Origin of the sequence: Hyphomonas sp. UBA3601 (genome assembly GCF_002375605.1) — a bacterium.
Lineage (GTDB): Bacteria > Pseudomonadota > Alphaproteobacteria > Caulobacterales > Hyphomonadaceae > Hyphomonas.
In genome coordinates, this window is record NZ_DFME01000107.1 from 67,063 (window position 1) to 88,072 (window position 21,010).

Genomic DNA, 21,010 nt, shown 5'->3' on the forward strand with positions numbered 1-21,010 from the left:
GTTATTGTCGCGGTCGAAGTGGCCGAGGCCAATGCCGGCCAACTGACGACCGGCATGACCGGCACCGCCCGCCTGCCCAGCGGCAAGACCTATCCGGCCACGCTGCGTTATGTCTCACGCACGGCCGACGCGGGCACGCGCACCTTCCTGATCGAGGGTGAACTCGACACAGGCGACGATCCGGTCGCCGCGGGTGTCACGGCAGAACTCTTTATTCCAATGGGCGAGGTGCCAGCGACGCTGATCTCTCCCGGCCTTCTGACATTGTCGGACGCTGGCGAACTCGGCGTACGCTACGTCGACGACCAGAACACGGTACAGTTCGCGCCCATCAAAGTGATTGATGAGACGCCTGAGGGCGCGTGGGTCACAGGCCTGCCCGCTACGGTCAGACTGATCTCTATTGGCCAGGACTACCTGGCTGAAGGGGTCGAAGTGAAACCTGTTCCCCAAGGCGGTGCCCAGCCATGACCCAGATCGTCGAGGGTGCCATCGGCCGCGCGCGGATGGTATTGTCCATCCTGATCTGCGCCATCATTGCCGGTACGGCGACGTATATCGGATTGCCCAAGGAAGCGGATCCGGACATTCCAATTCCTTTTGTTGGCATCACGGTGCCGCTGGCTGGCGTGACTCCAGAAGATGCCGAGCGCCTTCTGGTCAAACCCATCGAACAGGAAATCCAGTCTCTTGAGGGCCTGAAAACCTTTATCGGCATCGGCGCAGAGGGCGCTGGCCAACTGGTTCTGGAATTCGAAATCGAAACCGATGTCGATCAGGCAGTGTTGGACGTGAAGGACAAGGTCGATCTGGCCAAACGGTTCTTCCCGGCTGATGCCCGCGAGCCCATCATCACCGAAGTGAATGCTTCACAATTCCCGATCATGGTCGTGAACCTGTTCGGCCAGGCGCCTGAGCGCGGACTGAACCAGATTGCCGAGACCCTGCAGGACATGCTGGAGCGCAATCCGGGCGTGCTGGAAGCCAACATTATTGGCCAGCGCGAAGACGTGCTCGAAATTGTGGTCGATCCCGTCAAACTTGAAACTTACAATCTGTCCTATCAGGACATCTACGCCGTCGTGACCGCGAACAACCAGCTCGTCCCGGCTGGCCAGATCGACACCGGCGAAGGCAGCTTTGCCGTCAAGGTGCCCGGCCTGATCCGATCCGCCCAGGATGCGCTCAACCTGCCGGTCAAACGCTCTGACAATGCCACGGTGACTCTGTCGGACGTGGCCGAAATCCGCCGCACTTACAAGGACGCAACCGGCTACGCGACGTTCAACGGCCAACCCTCCCTGCAATTGCAGATCGTCAAACGCTCCGGTGCCAACATTCTCGACACGGCGAATTTCGTGCGCGACACCGTCGCGGCCCAGCAGGAAAGCTGGCACAACACGGTCGATGTCCGCATCACATCAGACGCCTCGGAACTGATTGGGGATCAGCTGGGACAACTCCAGAACTCGATCATCACCGCTGTCATGCTGGTGATGATAATCTGTGTGGCCGCACTTGGTTGGCGCTCCGCGCTGCTGGTGGGTATCTCCATCCCCGCCTCCTTCGTGATGGCGTTCCTGCTTCTTGGGGCATTTGGTTACACGATCAACATGATGGTCATGTTCGGCATGGTCATCGCGGTGGGTATTCTGGTCGATGGCGCCATTGTCGTAACCGAATATGCCGACCGAAAAATGGCCGAGGGCCTCAACCGGAAAGAGGCTTACGGCATGGCCGGCAAGCGGATGTTCTGGCCAGTGGTTGCATCGACCGCGACAACCCTTGCGGCTTTTATCCCATTCCTGTTCTGGAACTCAATGCCTGGCAAGTTCATGGCCTATCTGCCGATTACGCTGATTTTCGTTCTGTCGGCGTCGCTGGTCATGGCGCTGATCTTCCTGCCGGTGCTCGGTTCGGTGATCGGCGCACGGCCTGATGGTACCGATGAGAGTCTGGCGGCATTGGCGGCAGACGCCGATCCGTCGGAGGCTACCGGCTGGCTTGGCGGATATGTTCGCCTGCTGAAAGTGCTGCTGGCGCATCCTTTGGCTGTGACGGGCGTGGCCATTGCCGGGGTCATGATGATCTTTGTCTGGTTTGGCTCGACACCGCACAAGACCGAACTCTTTCTGGATGTCGAACCTGAACAAGCCTTCGTGTTCGTTCAGGCTCAGGGCAGCCTCTCCACCGCAGAACAGCTTTCTCTTGTCAAACGGGCCGAAGTGGCAATTACCGGCATGGACGGCGTTGAAGACATCTCGACCGAAGCCGGCGCCTCCGGTGGCGCGATCTTTTCGCCGGACGGATCATCCAGCAAGCCGACCGACACGGTTGGGCAGCTATTGGTCGACTTGGCCACGGCCGATGGCGTGCACAATGGCCGCCGCACACTCGCGAACATCCGCACCCGGCTGGCTGAAATTCCTGGCCTTCGCTTCGAAATCGCCGCCCGCGAACAAGGCCCACCCTCGGGCAAGGACATTCAGATCGCTCTACTCTCCGAGGATGCCGCCTCCCTCAATTCCACTGCGCGCATGATCCGCGACTACCTCGATTCCCGACCTGACCTGCGCGAAGTTGAAGACACGCGCCCTCTGCCCGGTATCGAATACCAACTCGAAGTCGACCGTGCCGAAGCTGGCAAGTATGGACTCGATATCAGCCAGGTCGGCGCAGCCGTACAGCTAATCACCAATGGCGTGCTCGTCGGTCGCTATCGGCCGGACGATGCCAATGACGAAGTCGACATCCGCGTCCGCTTCCCACAGGCAGACCGCAGCGCCAGCGCAATTGACGATCTTCGTATCGCCACGCCGCGCGGCAATGTTCCGCTCTCATTGTTTGTCGAGCGCGTGCCCGCCCCGCGGGTCAGCCAGATTACGCGCCGTGATGGAGCCCGGGTCGTGGATGTCCGCGCCAATGCCGTGGAACAGGGTGCAGGCGCTGCGATCGTCGAAGAGGTCAAGGCCTGGGTTGCCGAACAGGATATTCCCGGCACGGTGGAGGTACGCTTTGAAGGCGCGGACGAAGATAGCGCCGATGCGGCAGCCTTCTTCCAGGGGGCCCTGCTCGCCATGCTGTTCATGATGGCCATCATCCTGCTGTGGGAGTTCAACAATTTCTGGCAGGTCTTCCTGACCCTGACGGCCGTAATCATATCCACTGCCGGTGTGCTCGTTGGTATCCAGCTCGTCCTGCCTTACGTTTCCCAGCTGATGATCGGTACGGGCATTGTCGCGCTCGCCGGGATCGTGGTGAATAACAATATCGTCCTCATCGACACGTATAACCGTCTGCTCAGCGATGGCCGCACGCCGGAAGAAGCCGCCGTCGCGACAGCCGCCCAGCGTATTCGTCCGATCCTGCTGACGACCGGCACGACCATCTGTGGCCTGTTGCCGATGATCATTCAGATGAATGTGAACTTCTTCGAAGGCTCGATCAATTTCGGGGGTGCCAGCTCCGAATGGTGGGTCCAACTGGCAACGGCCGTGGTATTTGGCCTTGGCTTTTCTACAATCATGATCTTGCTGGTGACGCCTGTCTGGCTGCTTGCACCACACCGTATTCGCCGTTGGGCCGGCCGCCTGAAGGATCGGGTCCGGGGCGAACAGGCAGCCGCTCACAGTATATCTGAACAGACCACGGCCAACGAGAACGAACCGTCTGACCGGTCCCTGCCCGCCGCTGAATAGGAATCCAGATGAGCCTCAGATGAACGCGCCATTCGGTTTGCGTTCGCGTGGTTCATGCGAGAACAGGTACTGCAGCACCGGGTCAGCCTTCGCCCTTTCGGGCAAGCGCCTCCACCCATCGCGCTTCATGAGGCCGGCCGGACTCCCTCCCCCCTGACCAGGCCCCCGGTGCTGCATATCCTTTCTCGCGAAACAGATCAGCCGACCAGAGGCCCGCCCGGCGCAAGCGCTGTCTGCTTGGATTTTTCCGCTTCAGCCCGAAACCTCTGGGGATGGGCCATGTTGGGGAAATTGATGTGGGTTTCACCACGCCCATGGACCGACAGTTTTCCGAAGCCAAATATCCGCCCCAAGATGCCTTGGTTGAGGGAACTGCCCTCTATGGAGTCGAGCGTGATCTCCTCGACATTGGCTGACCAGAGCCCGGTTTTCTTCACAACCCGGCGATCTGTCACTACAAACTCGGTCGTGTTCAACCGGATCATCTGGGCGATAAAATAGAAAATCCCGAAGATGATGATGCCAAAGATAATCAGCATCGCCCATGCCTTGGCATATTCGAGCCAATGGAACTGGCCGCGATAGCGCAGGACCTCGCCCTCATAGAGCCGCTTCTCAAGATAACCGGCCATGATCGCCTCACCGCTTTGCCTTACCCATCCAATTCGGAATGGAACGCGCGGTCAACCATCAAACGGGTTGCACGAATGTGGCGATCACTTTCTTCCGTCCGGACTTTTCGAAATCCACGGTCAGCTTGTTGCCTTCCGTATGAGCCACCCGGCCATAGCCGAACTTGTCATGGAAGATACGTGTGCCGACCTTGAAAGTTGCCGGTCCGCCTGAAGTGGCCGACAGGGTCGTATTGTCTCGCGGCGGACGCGTGTCGAACCGGCCCGCATTTTCCTTCAGGCGCTGCCAGCCCGGGCTCTTGTAATTCGAACGTTCGCCAAGGTCTTCGACCGATCCGCTGAATCCACTCTCGCCACCGGGCATGCCGGAAAAGCCCGTCTCTGAAATCGCCTCGACATGATCATGCGGCAACTCATCAACAAAGCGGCTAGGCAGTACGCTCTGCCAGCGGCCATAGATCTGGCGGTTCGCCACAAAGGAAATATAGGCGTGCTGACGCGCGCGCGTGATGCCGACATAGGCCAGCCGACGCTCTTCCTCGAGCCCCTTCATGCCGCTTTCATCCAGGCTGCGGCGGGATGGGAAGACTTCCTCTTCCCATCCGGGCAAGAAGACGACGGGCCATTCCAGCCCTTTGGCGCCGTGCAAGGTCAGGATCTGCACCTGGTCTTCCCCGGCCCCGCCGGTCGAAGCGTCCATGACCAGTTCGATATGTTCCAGGAAGCCGGCCAGTGAGTCGAACTCGCTCATCGCGCGGACCAGTTCCTTCAGGTTGTCGAGCCGTGTCTGCGCCTGCGGGCTGCGATCCTTCTGAAGCATGTCGGTATAGCCGGACTCTTCGAGAATAGTTTCGGCAAGTTCCGTATGCGGCATGCCATTGGCCAATTTGTCTCGCCAGAGATTGATCTGGTCGATGAACTGGTTCAGCCCGCGCTTCGCGCCGCCCTTGATCTCGTCAGTCTGCAGCACCATTGGCGTCAGCACGAACAGGCTTCGGCCATCCTCGCGCGCATAGGATTGCAGCTTGGCGAGCGATGTATTTCCCACGCCGCGCTTCGGCTGGTTCACGACCCGTTCGAACGCAAGATCATCATCCGGCGACCGTACAAGCCGCAAATAGGCCAGCGCATCGCGTATCTCGGCGCGCTCGAAGAAGCGCGGGCCCCCGATCACGCGGTACGGTATGCCCAGCATGATGAAGCGTTCCTCGAAGGCCCGCATCTGCCACGAGGCGCGCACCAGAACGGCGCAATCCTCATGGCTGCCACCCTTCGACACCCAGCTCTCGATATCGTCCGCAATCAGGCGGCTCTCGGCCTCGCCATCCCACAGGCCGCGCACCTTCACCTTGGAGGCGTCAATATCATCAATTGCATTGTCGTCGCCGACATAGAGCGTTTTGCCGAGACGGCTCTTGTTGTGACTGATCACCGAGGAAGCAGCGGCAAGGATATGCTTGGTCGAGCGGTAGTTCTTTTCCAGCCGGATCACATGCGCGCCGGGGAAATCCTTCTCGAAGCGGAGGATGTTGTCGACTTCCGCCCCGCGCCAACCATAGATTGACTGATCATCATCACCGACACAGCATATATTCTGCGAGCCCTGCGCCAGAAGGCGCAGCCAGAGATACTGCGCAACGTTCGTATCCTGATATTCGTCGACCAGAACATAACGGAACTTGTCGTGATATTCCTTCAACAAATCAGGGTTTTTCTGGAAGATCGTGATGTTGTGGATCAGCAAATCGCCGAAGTCGCACGCATTCAGCACTTTCAGCCGCGCCTGATAAATCTGGTAACAGGTGATGCCCTTGCCGTCAGCGAACTGGTGAGCCTCTTCCGGCGGCACCTTGTCCGGCGTCAGCGCCCGGTTCTTCCAGCCATCAATCAGGCTGGCGAGATAGCGCGGCGTCCAGCGTTTCGGATCAATGTTCTCGGCCTGAATGATCTGTTTGCACAGGCGCACCTGATCATCGGTGTCGATGATGGTGAAAGTCGATTTAAGCCCTGCCAGTTCGGCATGTTTGCGCAGAATCTGCGCGCTGATCGAGTGGAACGTGCCAAGCCAGCGCAGGCCCTCGCCCGCCTCGCCCAGCATGTTCAGCGCCCGCTCGCGCATTTCCCGGGCGGCCTTGTTGGTGAAGGTCACGGTCAGCGTCTGCGACGGCCAGGCCAGCCGCGTGCCGATGATGTGTGCGAGACGCGTGGTCAGCACGCGCGTTTTGCCCGTGCCGGCACCGGCAAGCACCAGCAGAGGGCCTTCGGTCGTCAGCACGGCCTCGCGCTGCTCCGGGTTCAGGCCGTCCAGATACTCCGCCTCGCTCTTGGCAGCGGGCGGTTTGGCGGCGGCCATTTGGGAAATGGACAGGCGATTCGGATTAGAACTCATAGCGAACATATAGCACCGAATGCCCCGTTGGGCAGGGTTTGCGGCACACACGAATATTGTGAATATGCCAGTGCCATGTCATGCTCCCAAAAATTGAATTTGGAACCCTTGAGGATGAAGAAGCCCGTCTTTCTGATAGCCGCTGCCATCGCGTCTTCTCTATTGCCCGCACAGGCAGATGCGCCGTCCAATCCTACTGCATGCAACCCCGTGGTCGGTGATGGAACTGCCAAAGCAACCATGTGGCTCGAAGAACGCGTGGCTGCACTGCAGGAGCTGGAGAATCCTACTGAACAGGATGCGGACCTGTTGAAGGAGTTCCAGGCCAGCTTGCTCGGCATAAAGGACAGGCAGATGTCCGGGCAAGACAATGACGAGGCCCGATGCACGCCTGCCAAATCCTTCGACAATAGCGACAAGACCACTTGATCTGATCGTTTAGCGGCAGAAAAGCCGGGCAGTATGTGCACGCACAAGGTTCGGCTCGTATCTGCCGAAGATGTCGACTCTGAAGTCAGGGCATGGCTGGCCGAGTCCTACAACACCGCCTGACCCGAACTGACCACAAAAAAACCCTGCAGGGACGCGTCAGGTGTGCGGGACGCGGCCTTGCAGGGTCGAGCGAGATGCTGGTGTGAAGGCATCTCACTTTGATACGGGCTTGGCCCGCGTCAGAAGGGGGAATAGATCATCCGAACAAGACGGCTATCGCGCAGGTGGCGTCGAAGCGCGGACAAAGTGCGTGTGATGTACGGGTCCCCCACACGCCTTCATCGTCAAATTGTATCGGGATGGCCTAAACTGTCCCCACCATCCAACTGGACCTTGGCGGAATAGCCACCTTCGGCCCAGCTGAATTAACCAAAACCATTCCTGACGATCGGATGCAAGTCTAAATCGACCTAAGATAGCGTTGCCAAACTCGCTGCATCATAATCGTTCAACTCATCAAGGCGACCTTCATGCACCTTGCGGGCCCATGCCGGATCCTGAAGCAGCGCGCGCCCAACCGCAACAAGGTCAAACTCACCGCGCGACAAGCGCTCTTCGAGGTCATCGAGCGACCGTGTCCCCGAACCCTCACCCTGGAAAGCCTTGATGAAATCGCCTGACAGGCCAACCGACCCGACGGTAATGGTGGGCAGGCCAGTCAGCTTCTTGGCCCAACCTGCACCGTTCAGACCGTTCTCGCCATCGACCTCAGGGAATTCGGGTTCCCAGTAGCGGCGCTGGGACGCGTGCAATACGTCCACGCCGCCATCGACGAACACTTTCAGGAAAGCTTCGAGGTCTTCCGGCGTCGTAGCCAGGCGCGCATCATATTGCTGTTGTTTCCACTGCGAGTAGCGCAGGATGATCGGGAAATCCGGAGAGACACGCTTGCGAATTTCCTTCAGGATATCAGAGGCAAAGCTGGCGCGGTCGACCAGCGATGTGCCGCCGAACTTGTCATCGCGCTTGTTCATGACATCCCAGAAGAACTGGTCGATCAGGTAGCCATGCGCGCCATGCACTTCGACACAGTCAAAACCGAGCTTTTCCGCTTCAGCGGCGGCGTCAGCATATGCGAGCACCATGTCGTCGACTTCAGCTGATGTCGGTGCCTCAATCACAGCTTTACCGGTATGCGTCATGCCCGAAGGGCTGTCGGTCGGCGCGTCCGGATTGGGGCCACTGCCTTCCTTGCGCACCATGCCCATATGCCAGATCTGGGGCGCGATCTTGCCACCCTTGGCGTGGACCTTCTCAACCACATTTTTCCAACCAGCCAGGGAGTCCGGCTCATGGAAGTTCGGAACGTTCGGGTCGTTCGATGCCCCACCACGGCGGATTGTGGTGCCTTCGGTCAGGATCAGGCCAACCTCGTTTTCGGCGCGACGCGCATAATAGTCTGCAACATCATTGCCCGGCACGCCGTTCGGCGACTTCGACCGCGTCATCGGGGCCATCACGATGCGGTTAGGCAAGTCGAGGGACTTCATCTTGAAGGGGGTGAACAGTGAACTTGTCATTTAGAGCTCCATCAATGTTGCGAGACAGGTGGCGGCACCCTCCCCCAAGGTCAAGATTTTCCCCTACGCAAAGACAGCCATTGCATGGTTCAGTGTCTGTTCAGTATCTCTCAACGCTACTGACTTGAAACTGTTGAAGGCTCTCCACATGAGACACGCCCTGTTATTCTTCCTGCCCGCTTTGGCCGCTGCCTGTGCCACGCCCGGATATGACTATGAGGCGCGCATGGCGCCTGGCTTTCCTCAGGCCGCAGAATATCGCGATGTCGCCGTGGGCCAGTTCCGCGGGCCAGCCGGGAATGTCGCCGAAGCCGAGTTCGCCGACATGATCGAACAGGTTACGCTGGATGGATCCTACTGGTTCACCTTGCCGTCCGGCGATCCGGCCGGAATTTATGAGGGCCGGGTCGACATAGAGTCCTGGGATGCCGAAACGCGCTTTGAACGCGAAAAGCGATGCGTTGAATATGACGGCCTGTTCGATTGCGAACACCGCGCCATCGTTGAAACGGAATGTCGCGAAGAAACCGTCGAAGTCGTTGTCACCGCCAATCTGGTGGACTATCGCACCAACCGGCTGGTCTTCAGCCAGCAACAGCTGGGCGGGGCAAATCGGGAAACATGCGTCGACGTGGCCGAATATGAAGATCGCGGCCATGACCTCGGCGTTTGGCGCGACCCTCAACAGTCCAGCTACGATCCCTACAATGCCCCGATTGGCATGGTGCGAGATGCGACCGTGGAAGCCGTTCGCCGGTTCCGCAATGATATCGCGCCTTACTACCAGACCATGCGCGCCGAAATCATGACGGACGGCCTGACCCCAGAAGCCCAGAACGACCCTCGCTTCGCCGCAGCCGTGAAGGCCACCAAGAATGGCAATTTCATGGGGGCCTGCGCACAGTGGGACGAATTGGGACGCGAATGGACCCACGCCCCTGCCATTCTTCATAATCTGGGCGCATGTGCGGAGGCGCGCGGCGACATGGCCACGGCCCAGTTGCGTTATGCCCGCGCCGCCGAATTGGCCCAGTCAATCCCCCTGCTCGAAGACAAACAGGCCAAGCCGATCTTCAGCGCACTGGAGCGCGTTTCAGGCCGCCGCATGGATGACGCCCTGATCAATTCGATCCTGTATCCGGAAGAACCGGCTAGCTGAACGGAAGACTAAAAACCAAGCAGCGTGCGGATCGGAATACCGGCTTCAGCCGCGTCAGCCACGATGCCCCAAGTGATCCCGGCCGCAAATGCGATACCGGCCACCACGAATTTTCCCAGAATGCGACCCATTGGCGTGTCCTCCCGCTTTGAAACAAAGTCGGAAGACACTCTGCAAGTCAGAGGCCGGTTGGTAAGACCTGATTAACCATGGTCTTCGGGATCATCGTCCCGGCGATGGGCTTCGGTCTCCCGGCGCGCTTTGTCCGCGCGCGCTTGCTCCAGGGATCGATCGGACTTGGTGCGTCCGAATTTCGCGCGGTTTTCCTTGGCCAACTTGTCTTTCTCGGCCTTGGCTTTCGCTTTTCGAAACTTGTTGAGATTGATCGGTTCCGCCATCAGTCCTTCCTCTCGAAACGCGCCAGCCGCGCCTCCAGGCCCTCTTTCACGCCGGGCCATTCGCGGGCGAGGATCGAGAACACCACAGTGGTGCGGACAAAACCATCCGGCAGGACGCGATTATCGCGCAGGACGCCTTCCTGCACGCCGCCCAGCTTGGTCACTGCTGCACGAGACCGGGCATTGCGTTCATCCACATTGAAACAGACGCGGATTGCTCCCTGACCAAAGGCATGGCCGAGCAGCAAATGCTTGCAAGCGGGATTTGTCGCGCCACCCTGAAATTCAGGCGCATAAATCGTCATGCCGATCTCGACATTCTCCGACACTGCATCCGGGTTGAGATAGGCGCTCATCCCAGCGAAGCGACCCTCCGGCGTCAGAACGGCAAACGGCACCAGTGTGCCAGCCTCCGCACGTTTCCGGATCGCTTTTACCCAAACCGAAATCCAGTCGCCCGGCGGATTGAAATACGGCCACGTCGCCAGCCGCTGGCCGGACCGCTCAGCCATGTCCCGTAACGCTTCGGCATGCGCGTCAATGTCAAACGGCACGAGCCGTACGAAACGGTTCTCCAGCGTGACGGGCGCAATCTGCAAACCGGCAAATCCCTTAATCGCCGGAATGCGTCTCGCGCCACTGTTCCATGGCCAGCGAGATGGCGAAGGTTTCGCGATATTTCGGGCTGGAGGCCGGGCGCGGGGCCTTGGCGGCCGTCATCGCCATGATCTCGGCCAGCTTGTTGTGGGCCGCGCCGGACTGGCCTGCGCCGATATAGGCGTGCAGCTCGACCAGCGCCGAAGATAGCGGATCATGCGCTCGGATCACGAAGTACGGCTCGTCCTCGGCCAGCTTGTCCAGGATATCGAACTGGGACGGGTTGGATTTGGATCCGACGGGAGCGTTTGCCATGGAGACGGCCTTTCTTGGCGGGAAGTGATTCTGTGTCGCGCAGTCTAGTCTTCACCGCGCCAATCGCCAGCCCTCACTGCATCGCCGCCTGCCGGCGATACGCGCTCGGCGTCAGACCCGTCATCGCCTTGAATGACCTGTTGAATGGGCCGAGCGAGCCAAATCCGCAATCCATCGCGATGGACAGGATAGGCTGACCCTCAAGATCAGGACGGGCAAGCCTGCGCTTCGCCTCGGCTATACGGTAGGAATTGATCATCTGGTTGAAATTGGCGAAGCCAAGGTCGGATACGATGCATTGGCTGATCTTGTATTCCGGTTCGCGCAAACGTTCGGCTACATCGGCGACTTTTATCTGGGGTTCCAGAAACACGTGATCAGTCTCGATCAGACGCTCTAGTCGCAAGGCAAGCGCCGGATGTCCTGCCGCTGACTTTGGCCGCTTGGTCTGCGCAAGAGGATTTTGCCTTCGATAGAGCACTGCCGCGCTTGCACCGACCAATGCGAGCGTGGCGGCGACAATCCTGAACTCTTCCTGCCAAACATCGAGTCCGCGCTGGTCGTTCATGAGGGAAACAAAGACGATCGCGGCATAACCACCCGCAAAGCATAAGCGGAACCGTCGCTCCGCAGATGAGGCCTTCAAGCCATCAATGGCCTCCACGAAAGTCATGAGCAGCATGGCTGACCCAATCAGCCCCTTCATGCTGGCCACCATTCCGACCAGTCTGCCCGCATGCCCTTCCGGGACCACATAACTGATCAGGCAGGTCAAATAGAGCGTCACGACCACGACGAGCGGCCAGGCTTTTCGCTCGGTTTCCTGCCGGAACAATTCGCGCGACAAAAGCCAGGCCATACCGCAAGGCACGAAACCGATGAGCACCAGCACAACACCGAGCTGGGGGACAATGCCGCCGACGAAATACTCGGCAATGAAAGCACATACCGAAAGCGCAAACGCCGCCCAATACAGTGTAAGCGGAGCAACTGGACCAAATGGCAGGCCGTGCCTGAACATGCCATCGTTCTCAATGCGTATTTGGGCGATCTTCATAAGCATCTCTTCCAGTTGGCCAGCAACGGGGGCAAGCTTAGAAGCTTACCGGAGCAATATCGACGGTTTTCTGCGGAAATCCTCGCCGATTTCCAAATCGGCAAGACGATGTCGGCGATCCTGACCACACCTTCCCTGTTTGAAACATGGAAGGATTGCGCGTGGCACCCACTTCACAAAATCTTGGAAAATGGAACAAGCTCCTGAGCCGCACAGGCATAGCGTGGTTTTGCATTGCTGCGGTCGGCCAACTGGCCTTCATCGCCTTTATCATTGCTCATTATGGCACCCGCACAGCCACGGGAAATTTCGCAGGGTGGAACGACAAGCAACTCATCAAAGGCCATGTTCCGGGCGACGATGCGGGCAATCTGATGTTTGCAAGTCACGTCTTGCTGGCGGCCGCAATGACGCTGACGGGCCTCATACAGCTCATTCCGGTTCTGCGGCGGCGGTTCCCAACCCTGCACAGATGGTCTGGCCGCATCTTTTTGGTGCTGGCTTGCACCCTTGCACTGGGGGGGCTCTGGCTCACGTGGGGGCGCGACACATACCTGTCTCTTGTGGGAGCCGCCAGCGTGTCGCTGAACGCCGTGCTGATCCTGGTTTGCGCCGTTTACACAATCCGCTTTGCGTTGGCGCGCCGACTCGCCGACCATCAACGCTGGGCAATGCGCCTGTTCATGGTTGCCAATGGCGTCTGGTTCGTTCGGGTCGGCCTGATGGGCTGGATAATGATCAACCAGTCCCCTCGCTGGATGAACAGCACGATGAGCGGACCTGCCGACATCATCATCACCTATGGCAGCTACCTGATTCCGCTGGCCGTGCTTGAACTCTATTGTGCCGCCCGCCGGAGTCGCTCCGCCGCCGCAAAGGCGGCAGCCAGTCTGCTTGTCGCAGCGGCCACCGTCTTTACCGCGATCGGCATTTTCGGAGCGTCGACGTTTCTCTGGTTCCCGCAGCTCTAGCTGGACGAGACAATGCCACCATCGCACGGGACGGTGTGCCCGGTGATATAATTGGAGGCCTTGGATGACAGGAACATGGCGAGGCCGGCAATGTCGGAGGGCTGGCCCACCCGGCCAGACGGATTCTGGTCGCCAATCTTCTGCCAGTCGACGCCTTCGGTTTCGCCTTTGAAGCCGACGCCGGTGGATAGCATATAGGTCGGGAATGGGCCCGGCGCGATGCCGTTGCAGAGAATATGCTCACCGGCCAGATGCGCGCCCATGAAGCGCGTCAGATGGATGACGGCCGCTTTGGACGTGCCATAGGCAAAGCCGCTCATCGGTGAGGTGTGCATGCCGTCGATGGAGGCGATGTTGATCACGCGGGCCGGAGAGTCCGCGCTCGCCGCCTTGCGCAGCAGCGGCATCAGCTTCTGGGTCAGGAAGAAGAGCCCCTTCACATTGACGTCCATCACCTTGTCCCAGCCATGCTCCGGGAAGTCTTCCAGCTTAGCACCCCATGCCACACCGGCATTGTTGACCAGAACGTCGACCTTTTCTTCCCGCTCGGCGAGCGTGTTGGCGAGGTGTTCGATGCCGACCATCTGGCCCACATCGGACGGAATGGCATAGATTTCGCCACCATATTTTGCTTTCAGACGCTCGACCGTTTCCTCACAGGCATCCGCCTTGCGCGAGGAAATGATCACCTTCGCGCCATTTGCCAGAAAGCCTGCCGCGATCATTTCGCCAATGCCGCGCGAGCCGCCCGTAATCACGACGGTCTTGCCGGCCACCGAAAACAAATTGCTGAAATCCATATCCATGCGCCTGTTCCTCCAAGTTTCTGATTGGCGTTCCTAGTGGCGGAACTGCCGATCCGAGGCAAGGAGATTACGTCGCAGGCGCGCGTCAGTGCGCTCCGCTGAAGGCACCTGTCTTGACCGAATAATCCACCGCAATCGCGTATTCGGGATCATCATCGGAATCGACCATTAGTTGCCCGGCCTTGCTGAGCAACTTGTGGCAATCACGCGAAAGATGGCGCAGCTGCAGGGTCTTTCCGAGGGCCTCATAACGACGCGCAAGGTCTTCGATCGCTTGCAATGCGGACTGGTCCACAACACGCGAGCGCATGAAATCCACGATCACCACATCTGGGTCGGTTTCGGGATGGAACAGTTCGGCAAAACCATCGGTCGATCCGAAGAAAAGCGGGCCTTCGATCTCGTAGACATGCGCGCCCGGTGTGCGCACGCTGTCACGCTCGATGACGTGGATGCGGCGAGCATTGTTCCATGCATAGGCGAGCGCCGAGACGATCACTCCAACGACCACAGCCGTCGCCAGGTCATAGAAGACGGTGACGATGGTCACCAGTACGATCACGGCGGCGTCCAGCAGCGGGATCCGCGTCATGATGCGCAGGCTGTTCCATGCGAATGTGCCGATCACGACCATGAACATGACGCCGACCAGCGCGGCCAACGGGATCTGTTCGATGAGGCCAGAACCAACGAGAATGAAGGCCAGCAGGAACAGTGCGGCGGCGATGCCTGCGAGGCGCGTACGTCCGCCGGATTTCACATTGATCATCGACTGGCCGATCATGGCGCAGCCGCCCATGCCGCCAAAGAAGCCTGTGATCAGGTTTGCGGTGCCCTGCGCCACGCACTCCTGGCTCGCTCCGCCTCGCTTGCCGGTGATCTCCCCGACAAGATTGAGCGTCAGCAGGCTCTCGATGAGGCCGATAGCTGCGAGAATGACCGCGTAGGGCAGGATGATCTTGAACGTCTCAAATGTCAGCGGCACGCTCGGCATATGGAAACTCGGCAGGCCGCCCTGAATGGAGGCGAGATCGCCCACGCGCGGCACGTCCAGGCCGAACCCGATCACCACGGCAGCGACAATGCCGATCCCGGCCAGTGGCGCAGGAATGATTTTGGTGAATTTCGGCAACAGCCAGATGATCGCCATGGTCAGGCCAACCAGCGCCAGCATGACCGCGAGCGGCCAGCCGCTCATCCATTCCCCGCCGGACATGCCGTGCGCCGACACTTCAGCCGTGCCCGGCACCTGGAACTGGGTCAGCTGCGCCATGAAGATCACGATGGCGAGGCCGTTCACGAAGCCGAGCATCACCGGATGCGGTACGAGGCGGATGAACTTCCCGAACCGGAAAATGCCCGCCACCAGCTGGAGGATACCCATCAGCACAACAGTCGCGAACAGGTACTCAACGCCATGCTGCGCGACGAGCGAAACCATAACAACCGCCAGCGCGCCGGTCGCGCCCGATATCATGCCCGGACGGCCACCAATCACGGCCGTCACGAGGCCGACAATGAAGGCCGCATACAGCCCGACCAGCGGGTGCACGCCCGCCACGAAAGCGAAAGCCACGGCCTCCGGCACGAGCGCCAAGGCGACTGTCAGGCCGGACAGCAATTCGATCTTGATCCGGTTCGGCGTGAACTGGGTGAAGCTGGCCTGCGACAGGCCCTGGGCGCCAAGGCGATCTGCGAAGGCTGCAAAAGTCGATTTTACCACGGGATGACACTCTTCGATCTGAGGGCAGGAAGATGTTTGCCGCCGTATGGCGATCTTCCCCCTGCGGCGCAACCGCAGGCGTGAAGAAACTGGCCGGGAGACTTCAGTCTGCCGGTTTCCTGTACAATGAAACGTGCATCCTGCTTTCGGGGGTGAAAGGCTCTCGCTTCCATCCGCCCCAGCGGTGTTCCAGCATCAGGCCGCCCAACTCTGCCATCAGGTCCATTTCCTGCGGCCAGGCATAACGCATGACCAGCGGCACAAGTTTTGTACCGCCCTCGGTGATACGCACGCGCTGGAATTGGATCACTTGCCGGGTTGGATCATGCATCTTCGCTTCAAACCAAAGGGACTTGAAGCCAATCTGCGTCGTGCGCATGCTCTGATTGTCGTGATACCCGGAAAAATCCGGCACAAAGGTTTCCACCAGAAACCCACCGCCGGGTACCAGCCTGTCAGCAACATGGCGGAAACAGCGCACCTGAGCGTCCTGACTGGTCAGGTTGAACAGCGTGTTGAAGACGAGGAAAGCAAACTCGAAATCGCCGTCTATGGCACAGTCGGCCATATCGCCGATGACGACCGGAATGTCTGCCCCGCCCGGCTTTTCGCGCAGCTTCTCCACCATGGCGGCGGAGCCTTCGATGCCGGATATGGCAAAGCCGCGCTTTGCCAGTGGCAGGGCCATGCGGCCTGTGCCGATTGCCAACTCAAGAATGCGGCCCTTGCCAGCCAGCTCCGCAATCAGGGCGACAGAATCCTCCGTCGTCCCCGGATCATGGAGGGCGTCATAATCATCCGCATTGAGCGCGCCAAACGTCTCGGGATCAAAATCCAGCATGCCCGCTCATAGCATATCAGCCAGGCGAGATCATCTTGGACGGATCGACGATATTGTCGAAATCTTCGCCGGGAATGCCGTCCTTGATCGCTTCCTCGCGAAGCGTCGTCCCGTTCTTGTGGGCCGTCTTGGCGATCTTGGCAGCGCGGTCGTAGCCATACTTTTCCTTCAGCGGCGTCACCAACATGAGGGAATTCTCGAGGCCGCGCTGGATATTCTCGAGCCGTGGCTCGATTCCGACAACGCAATTCTCCGTGAAGCTCACCGCCGCATCGGCAAGCAGGCGCACCGACTGGAGGAAGTTGTAGGCCATCATCGGGTTGAACACGTTCAGCTCGAAATGGCCTTGGCTGTCGGCAAAGCCGATGGCGGCATTGTTGCCATGAATGTGCGCGCACACCTGGGTCAGCGCTTCGCACTGGGTCGGGTTGACCTTGCCCGGCATGATCGAACTGCCCGGCTCGTTTTCCGGCAAGGCCAATTCGCCAAGGCCGGAACGCGGGCCGGACCCAAGGAAACGGATATCATTGGCGATCTTGAAGCAGGACATGGCCACGGTGGTGATCGCCCCATGCGTGAACACCATCGCGTCATGCGCGGCCAGCGCTTCGAACTTGTTCGGTGCGGTCGTGAATTTCAGGCCGGTAATGCCAGCGATCTTCTCGGCAACTTTTTCTGCAAATCCGACCGGCGAGGCGAGGCCCGTGCCGACGGCCGTGCCGCCTTGCGCGAGTTCCATCAGCTTTGGCAGCGTCAGTTCGATGCGCTCGATGCCATTGGCCAGCTGCTGCGCGTAACCGGAAAATTCCTGGCCGAGCGTGACGGGCGTTGCGTCTTGCGTGTGCGTGCGGCCGATCTTGATAATGTCGGCCCATTCCTTGGCTTTGGAATCGAGCGCATTGTGCAGAACCTGAAGCGCCGGCACCAGGCGATGAACGACTTCCTCAACGCACGCGATGTGCATCGCCGTCGGGAACGTGTCGTTCGACGACTGGGACATGTTCACATGGTCGTTCGGGTGAACCGGCTTCTTTGAGCCCTTTTCGCCCCCCAGAATCTCGATGGCGCGGTTCGAGATCACTTCGTTCGAATTCATGTTGGACTGCGTGCCCGACCCGGTCTGCCAGACGACGAGGGGGAAATGATCGTTCAGCTTGCCTTCAATGACTTCTTCGGCGGCCTGCACGATCACTTTGCCCAGTTCGGGATCCATCTTGCCGAGGTCCATATTGGCTTCAGCGGCGGCCTTCTTGACGATGCCAAGGGCACGGATGATCGGCTCTGGCTGTTTTTCCCAGCCAATCTTGAAGTTTCCGAGGCTGCGCTGAGCCTGCGCGCCCCAATAGGCGTCATCGGAGACCTCGATGGGGCCCATCGTGTCGGTTTCGGTGCGCGTCGTCATGAGTGCAAGCTCCTTCGAGAATAAGTTGGACAGGACACCCTTGGCGCCGGATGGCCCTGTAGAAAACCTGAGAACCGGCGCGGTGTAGCACGGCCATGCGCCGCTGCAAGGCGACATTCGGCCTATCTGGCCATGGCAACGTGGAATTAAGGCCTGTGGTCTAGTCAGCCGCCATGAAAACGATTGCAGCTCTCGGTTTTAGCCTGGTCATGCTCGGCGTCGGTCTTCTCTTCATCGGAAAGGCCGGTCTGAACACCTATCGCTATCTCGGCTCCAGCAACTGGGAAAGGGCACCAGCCCTGATCGAAAGCAGTGAAATTCGTACGGGACGGGATAGCGTGGCCCGGTCCGGAATCCGCGCAAAGGTGCGACGCGCGCTGACATTGTACGAAACGCAGGTGACCTACCGCTACGAGTATGACGGCAAGGCCTATACCGGCCATCGGGTCGATCTCGGGTCACGGCGCTCCTCGGACGCCAAGGCACATCGCAAGCTGAAACGGCGGTTCGACCAATTGCAGGCAGAGCAGCGCCAGATATATGCATGGGTGAACCCCACCAGCCCCGAAGAGGCTGTGCTGTATCGCACCCACAATTGGGTGGTTACAGCGTCCATGGCACTGTTCGGACTGTTCGGACTTGGCATCGCCGGCGGCGTGGTCGCATCCGAGCTTTGAACCCGGCGACCTTCAACAGGCGCCACCTTCTCCCCCATTCGTGTCTTGCGCGGTCCTGACGGCCTCGCCTAGATTGCGGGTTCGCGGGGCCCAACGGGGCCGGACCGAGATACATTTCCGGAAGACGCCAGGACTGCCCATGAACGCTCTCGCCCAGGCACTGTCACAACCGGCGACGCTGCTTGTCGCCGCGCTGGCCTTCGCGCTCGGTTTTCTCGTGCGCGGGATCGGACTTAATTCCTTCTCGCCACCCCTCATGACCGAGGCCCAGATCGAAGAAGCCCTGTCGAAGGTCACCAAGGCCAAGTGGGCCGAGATCGACCGGGCAACCGACGACCGCAAGAAAATCCTTGCCATCAAACTGCTGCGCGAACAAACGGGTCTCGGCCTGAAGGCCTCGAAGGAAGCGGTCGAGGCGCGCATGCAGTCACGTCATCGGATGCGGGGATGAGCCTTGCCGAATGGGTTTCCGCCGGAAAGGTGCGCGCGCGCATCACGGATGAGGGCGCGCTCGAAGTGCGCTGTCACGGCCTGACGACGCAGGCGAAATATTACAAGACCCTGCTCAAGGAATTCTTTCGCAAGGAGTTCCCGCCCCTGCGGCCCGGCTATGGGGATTATTCCGTTCACATCATGATGGAATACACAGGCGATGCGCCCTGGATGGACCTCGACAATCTCGCCAAGGCCCTGCTCGACAGTTTGACAGGGAACGTCTTCGAGGATGACCATCAGGTCGCCCGCCTGCTGGTCGAGCGGCGCGTGGGCGAACGCGAAGGCATCTGGCTGAAAGCCGAGGCGATGGACTGAGCCGTCAGAACGGGTTCAGCGTATAGCCATCCTGTTGCAATTTCGCGTGCGCGGTCATCGCCGAAAGTGCGATTTCGACACCCGGCAGCAAATCTGATTTCTCGATGTCGCGATAGGCTGCAGTCTGGCCACACAGAATAATACGGACACGGTGCTTTGCGAGCGCGGCCACCAAGGGCGCATTCGCGTTACCTGCTCCTGCCACAAGGTCCGCCGAGGCTCCGCCATGCACAACCACCGCCAGCTTGATGTTGGCAGCAGGGATACCGACCGCCTCGTGCATGTTCAGGAAACGCGCTGCGCTTTCCAATGTCCGGTTCACCTTGCCCGGCTCAGCAGGTGCCGCCGTGTCGAATGCGATCTTGAAGACGGCGTCCTTGGACAGCCGCTCGGCATCCGGCACACTCGCCACCTTCCCGAAAGCAGGGATCGCCATACCGGGTTTGAAATCATCAGGACCCGCCAGCGCAGGCGCAACCAGCAGCAAAGCCGCGGTAGCGGAAAGGATTGATCGTATCATGGACATCTCCTCTAAGTGCCGCTGACCCTAGGCGGTGGCGCCAGCGACGTCGAGCCGCATTTGATATAAGGGCTTTTGCGTAGTCACCGGGCCGCCCACCATTGCTAGGACCATCGCCATGAAACAGGCATGGATTCCTTTCGCGTCGCGCCCCGTCCCGCGCTATACAAGCTATCCCACCGCGGCGGATTTCACGCCGCAGGTGGCGGAAACAGAGGCCGGGATCTGGGCCAGCCAGACTGCGTCGGACAAACCGATCTCGGTCTATATCCACGTGCCGTTCTGCGAGAAGCTTTGCTTCTATTGCGGATGCGCGACCAGCGTGCCGAATGGTTACACGCGCATTGCTGCTTATCTGGAGATATTGCATCGCGAAATCGACCTCTGGGCCAGGGCGCTGGGGGCCCATGACGGGATGGCGCACCTGCATTTTGGGGGCGGCTCTCCCAATGCGCTTTCAGCCGAAGACTTCAAGGACCTTGTCGCGCATGCAAGCCGCGCCTTTGGCCTGCGTCCCGGCGCCGAGATCGCGGTCGAGATAGACCCGCGTGGCCTGACCCCGGATTTCATCCACGCCATGGCGGCCTCCGGCGCCAATCGCGTCAGCTTCGGCGTCCAGACGCTCTCCGCCACCGTGCAGCAAGCCGTGGGCCGCATTCAGCCGAAAGTCCTCCTCAGCGAGGGCATCGCCCGACTGCATGAAGCAGGGATCGGTGCGATCAATATGGACCTCATGTATGGCTTGCCCCACCAAACGGTCACGGATGTCGAGGAAGCCGCGCATTTCGCCGCCGAGATGGGCGCCGCCCGCATCTCGCTGTTCGGCTACGCGCATGTGCCATGGTTCGCCAAACACCAGGCCGCTATCGACGAAGATGCCCTTCCCGGCCTTGAAGCGCGCTTTGAACAGGCCGAGGCAGGCGCGCGCACGCTGGAACTGGCAGGCTACCAGGCCATTGGCCTTGATCATTTCGCTCGCGCCGACGACTCGCTCACTCAAGCC

The 21,010-nt window shown here is 59.8% G+C and carries 23 protein-coding genes; 10 read left to right on the plus strand and 13 right to left on the minus strand.

What is annotated here, in order from left to right; translation table 11 throughout:
- Positions 1-471, plus strand: a 471-nt coding sequence (locus tag B4F73_RS10930) for an efflux RND transporter periplasmic adaptor subunit (protein ID WP_349679562.1), incomplete at its 5' end; no start/stop codon positions are given.
- A complete protein-coding gene (locus B4F73_RS10935) occupies positions 468-3,698 on the plus strand; it encodes an efflux RND transporter permease subunit (protein WP_290483257.1) in 3,231 nt (1,076 codons plus the stop codon). The genes B4F73_RS10930 and B4F73_RS10935, both read left to right, overlap by 4 nt.
- Before the next feature lie 197 nt (positions 3,699-3,895).
- Here the strand turns inward: B4F73_RS10935 and B4F73_RS10940 are convergent, their stop codons facing one another.
- Together B4F73_RS10940 and B4F73_RS10945 are read right to left on the minus strand one after the other, a co-directional pair.
- Positions 3,896-4,330, minus strand: a complete 435-nt coding sequence (locus B4F73_RS10940; RefSeq protein ID WP_051607433.1) for a PH domain-containing protein — start codon at positions 4,328-4,330, stop codon at positions 3,896-3,898.
- A gap of 58 nt (positions 4,331-4,388) precedes the next feature.
- Positions 4,389-6,728, minus strand: a complete 2,340-nt coding sequence (locus B4F73_RS10945) for an ATP-dependent helicase (protein ID WP_349677859.1) — start codon at positions 6,726-6,728, stop codon at positions 4,389-4,391.
- A 105-nt stretch (positions 6,729-6,833) separates the two neighbouring features.
- On the opposite strand from B4F73_RS10945, the gene B4F73_RS10950 reads away from it, so the two are divergent.
- Both B4F73_RS10950 and B4F73_RS16835 read left to right on the plus strand, forming a co-directional pair.
- Positions 6,834-7,148, plus strand: coding sequence for a hypothetical protein (locus B4F73_RS10950; RefSeq protein ID WP_290483258.1), 315 nt, complete (start codon positions 6,834-6,836; stop codon positions 7,146-7,148).
- Positions 7,149-7,181: 33 nt separating this feature from the next.
- Positions 7,182-7,271, plus strand: a complete 90-nt coding sequence (locus B4F73_RS16835; protein WP_414651733.1) for a hypothetical protein — start codon at positions 7,182-7,184, stop codon at positions 7,269-7,271.
- Positions 7,272-7,621: 350 nt separating this feature from the next.
- On the opposite strand, the gene B4F73_RS10955 is transcribed toward B4F73_RS16835, so the two are convergent.
- Positions 7,622-8,731, minus strand: coding sequence for an NADH:flavin oxidoreductase (locus B4F73_RS10955; RefSeq protein WP_034810833.1), 1,110 nt, complete (start codon positions 8,729-8,731; stop codon positions 7,622-7,624).
- A gap of 148 nt (positions 8,732-8,879) precedes the next feature.
- Here B4F73_RS10955 and B4F73_RS10960 point away from each other — a divergent pair, with 148 nt between their 5' ends.
- Positions 8,880-9,890 carry a hypothetical protein gene (locus B4F73_RS10960; RefSeq protein WP_290483259.1) on the plus strand — a complete coding sequence of 337 codons (1,011 nt, stop codon included), beginning with the start codon at positions 8,880-8,882 and terminating at the stop codon, positions 9,888-9,890.
- 8 nt (positions 9,891-9,898) lie between these two features.
- Here the strand turns inward: B4F73_RS10960 and B4F73_RS10965 are convergent, their stop codons facing one another.
- From B4F73_RS10965 to B4F73_RS10985, 5 genes are all read right to left on the minus strand, one after another.
- A complete protein-coding gene (locus tag B4F73_RS10965) occupies positions 9,899-10,021 on the minus strand; it encodes a hypothetical protein (RefSeq protein ID WP_256434933.1) in 123 nt (40 codons plus the stop codon).
- A 72-nt stretch (positions 10,022-10,093) separates the two neighbouring features.
- Positions 10,094-10,288, minus strand: a complete 195-nt coding sequence (locus B4F73_RS10970) for a DUF4169 family protein (protein WP_206991184.1) — start codon at positions 10,286-10,288, stop codon at positions 10,094-10,096.
- On the minus strand, positions 10,288-10,887 hold the full coding sequence (locus B4F73_RS10975; protein ID WP_290483260.1) for a GNAT family N-acetyltransferase: 600 nt from the start codon (positions 10,885-10,887) through the stop codon (positions 10,288-10,290). Before B4F73_RS10975 ends, B4F73_RS10970 begins: the two co-directional genes overlap by 1 nt.
- 13 nt (positions 10,888-10,900) lie before the next feature.
- Positions 10,901-11,200, minus strand: coding sequence for an aspartate decarboxylase (locus B4F73_RS10980; RefSeq protein ID WP_206991186.1), 300 nt, complete (start codon positions 11,198-11,200; stop codon positions 10,901-10,903).
- Between the two features lie 73 nt (positions 11,201-11,273).
- Positions 11,274-12,257: a helix-turn-helix domain-containing protein gene (locus B4F73_RS10985; RefSeq protein WP_290483261.1), complete on the minus strand. Its 984-nt coding sequence runs from the start codon at positions 12,255-12,257 to the stop codon at positions 11,274-11,276.
- A gap of 161 nt (positions 12,258-12,418) precedes the next feature.
- Here B4F73_RS10985 and B4F73_RS10990 point away from each other — a divergent pair, with 161 nt between their 5' ends.
- Complete coding sequence (locus B4F73_RS10990) at positions 12,419-13,228, plus strand: DUF2306 domain-containing protein (protein WP_290483262.1); 810 nt, start codon at positions 12,419-12,421, stop codon at positions 13,226-13,228.
- Here the strand turns inward: B4F73_RS10990 and B4F73_RS10995 are convergent.
- From B4F73_RS10995 to fumC, 4 genes are all read right to left on the minus strand, one after another.
- On the minus strand, positions 13,225-14,028 hold the full coding sequence (locus B4F73_RS10995; protein WP_034811827.1) for an SDR family oxidoreductase: 804 nt from the start codon (positions 14,026-14,028) through the stop codon (positions 13,225-13,227). The genes B4F73_RS10990 and B4F73_RS10995 overlap by 4 nt on opposite strands.
- 91 nt (positions 14,029-14,119) lie before the next feature.
- On the minus strand, positions 14,120-15,706 hold the full coding sequence (locus B4F73_RS11000; protein ID WP_349679563.1) for a SulP family inorganic anion transporter: 1,587 nt from the start codon (positions 15,704-15,706) through the stop codon (positions 14,120-14,122).
- 154 nt (positions 15,707-15,860) lie between these two features.
- Positions 15,861-16,598, minus strand: a complete 738-nt coding sequence (locus tag B4F73_RS11005; RefSeq protein WP_290483264.1) for a class I SAM-dependent methyltransferase — start codon at positions 16,596-16,598, stop codon at positions 15,861-15,863.
- Between the two features lie 16 nt (positions 16,599-16,614).
- A complete protein-coding gene (gene fumC / locus B4F73_RS11010; RefSeq protein ID WP_290483265.1) occupies positions 16,615-18,000 on the minus strand; it encodes a class II fumarate hydratase in 1,386 nt (461 codons plus the stop codon).
- Positions 18,001-18,173: 173 nt separating this feature from the next.
- On the opposite strand from fumC, the gene B4F73_RS11015 reads away from it, so the two are divergent.
- The 3 genes from B4F73_RS11015 to B4F73_RS11025 all read left to right on the plus strand — a co-directional run bounded on the left by B4F73_RS11015 (position 18,174) and on the right by B4F73_RS11025 (position 19,487).
- On the plus strand, positions 18,174-18,677 hold the full coding sequence (locus tag B4F73_RS11015; RefSeq protein WP_290483266.1) for a DUF3592 domain-containing protein: 504 nt from the start codon (positions 18,174-18,176) through the stop codon (positions 18,675-18,677).
- Between the two features lie 139 nt (positions 18,678-18,816).
- Entirely contained in the window at positions 18,817-19,128 is a 312-nt protein-coding gene (locus tag B4F73_RS11020) for a hypothetical protein (protein WP_206991194.1), read from the plus strand.
- Positions 19,125-19,487 carry a RusA family crossover junction endodeoxyribonuclease gene (locus B4F73_RS11025; RefSeq protein ID WP_206991195.1) on the plus strand — a complete coding sequence of 121 codons (363 nt, stop codon included), beginning with the start codon at positions 19,125-19,127 and terminating at the stop codon, positions 19,485-19,487. Before B4F73_RS11020 ends, B4F73_RS11025 begins: the two co-directional genes overlap by 4 nt.
- Positions 19,488-19,491: 4 nt before the next feature.
- Here B4F73_RS11025 and B4F73_RS11030 read toward each other — a convergent pair whose 3' ends face one another.
- Positions 19,492-20,007, minus strand: coding sequence for a DsrE family protein (locus B4F73_RS11030; protein WP_206991196.1), 516 nt, complete (start codon positions 20,005-20,007; stop codon positions 19,492-19,494).
- 118 nt (positions 20,008-20,125) lie between these two features.
- Here B4F73_RS11030 and B4F73_RS11035 point away from each other — a divergent pair.
- Positions 20,126-21,010 (plus strand): radical SAM protein (locus B4F73_RS11035; RefSeq protein ID WP_290483267.1); only part of this gene is annotated, 885 nt, incomplete at its 3' end.

Excerpts from the sequence above, each read along its gene's own strand:
- B4F73_RS10935 (WP_290483257.1), top strand. The coding sequence starts at position 468 with ATGACCCAGATCGTCGAGGGTGCCATCGGCCGCGCGCGGATGGTATTG.
- B4F73_RS10940 (WP_051607433.1), bottom strand. The coding sequence starts at position 4,330 with ATGGCCGGTTATCTTGAGAAGCGGCTCTATGAGGGCGAGGTCCTGCGC.
- B4F73_RS10945 (WP_349677859.1), bottom strand. The coding sequence starts at position 6,728 with ATGTTCGCTATGAGTTCTAATCCGAATCGCCTGTCCATTTCCCAAATG.
- B4F73_RS10950 (WP_290483258.1), top strand. The coding sequence starts at position 6,834 with ATGAAGAAGCCCGTCTTTCTGATAGCCGCTGCCATCGCGTCTTCTCTA.
- B4F73_RS16835 (WP_414651733.1), top strand. The coding sequence starts at position 7,182 with ATGTGCACGCACAAGGTTCGGCTCGTATCTGCCGAAGATGTCGACTCT.
- B4F73_RS10955 (WP_034810833.1), bottom strand. The coding sequence starts at position 8,731 with ATGACAAGTTCACTGTTCACCCCCTTCAAGATGAAGTCCCTCGACTTG.
- B4F73_RS10960 (WP_290483259.1), top strand. The coding sequence starts at position 8,880 with ATGAGACACGCCCTGTTATTCTTCCTGCCCGCTTTGGCCGCTGCCTGT.
- B4F73_RS10965 (WP_256434933.1), bottom strand. The coding sequence starts at position 10,021 with ATGGGTCGCATTCTGGGAAAATTCGTGGTGGCCGGTATCGCATTTGCG.
- B4F73_RS10970 (WP_206991184.1), bottom strand. The coding sequence starts at position 10,288 with ATGGCGGAACCGATCAATCTCAACAAGTTTCGAAAAGCGAAAGCCAAG.
- B4F73_RS10980 (WP_206991186.1), bottom strand. The coding sequence starts at position 11,200 with ATGGCAAACGCTCCCGTCGGATCCAAATCCAACCCGTCCCAGTTCGAT.
- B4F73_RS10985 (WP_290483261.1), bottom strand. The coding sequence starts at position 12,257 with ATGAAGATCGCCCAAATACGCATTGAGAACGATGGCATGTTCAGGCAC.
- B4F73_RS10995 (WP_034811827.1), bottom strand. The coding sequence starts at position 14,028 with ATGGATTTCAGCAATTTGTTTTCGGTGGCCGGCAAGACCGTCGTGATT.
- B4F73_RS11005 (WP_290483264.1), bottom strand. The coding sequence starts at position 16,598 with ATGCTGGATTTTGATCCCGAGACGTTTGGCGCGCTCAATGCGGATGAT.
- fumC (WP_290483265.1), bottom strand. The coding sequence starts at position 18,000 with ATGACGACGCGCACCGAAACCGACACGATGGGCCCCATCGAGGTCTCC.
- B4F73_RS11015 (WP_290483266.1), top strand. The coding sequence starts at position 18,174 with ATGAAAACGATTGCAGCTCTCGGTTTTAGCCTGGTCATGCTCGGCGTC.
- B4F73_RS11020 (WP_206991194.1), top strand. The coding sequence starts at position 18,817 with ATGAACGCTCTCGCCCAGGCACTGTCACAACCGGCGACGCTGCTTGTC.
- B4F73_RS11025 (WP_206991195.1), top strand. The coding sequence starts at position 19,125 with ATGAGCCTTGCCGAATGGGTTTCCGCCGGAAAGGTGCGCGCGCGCATC.
- B4F73_RS11030 (WP_206991196.1), bottom strand. The coding sequence starts at position 20,007 with ATGATACGATCAATCCTTTCCGCTACCGCGGCTTTGCTGCTGGTTGCG.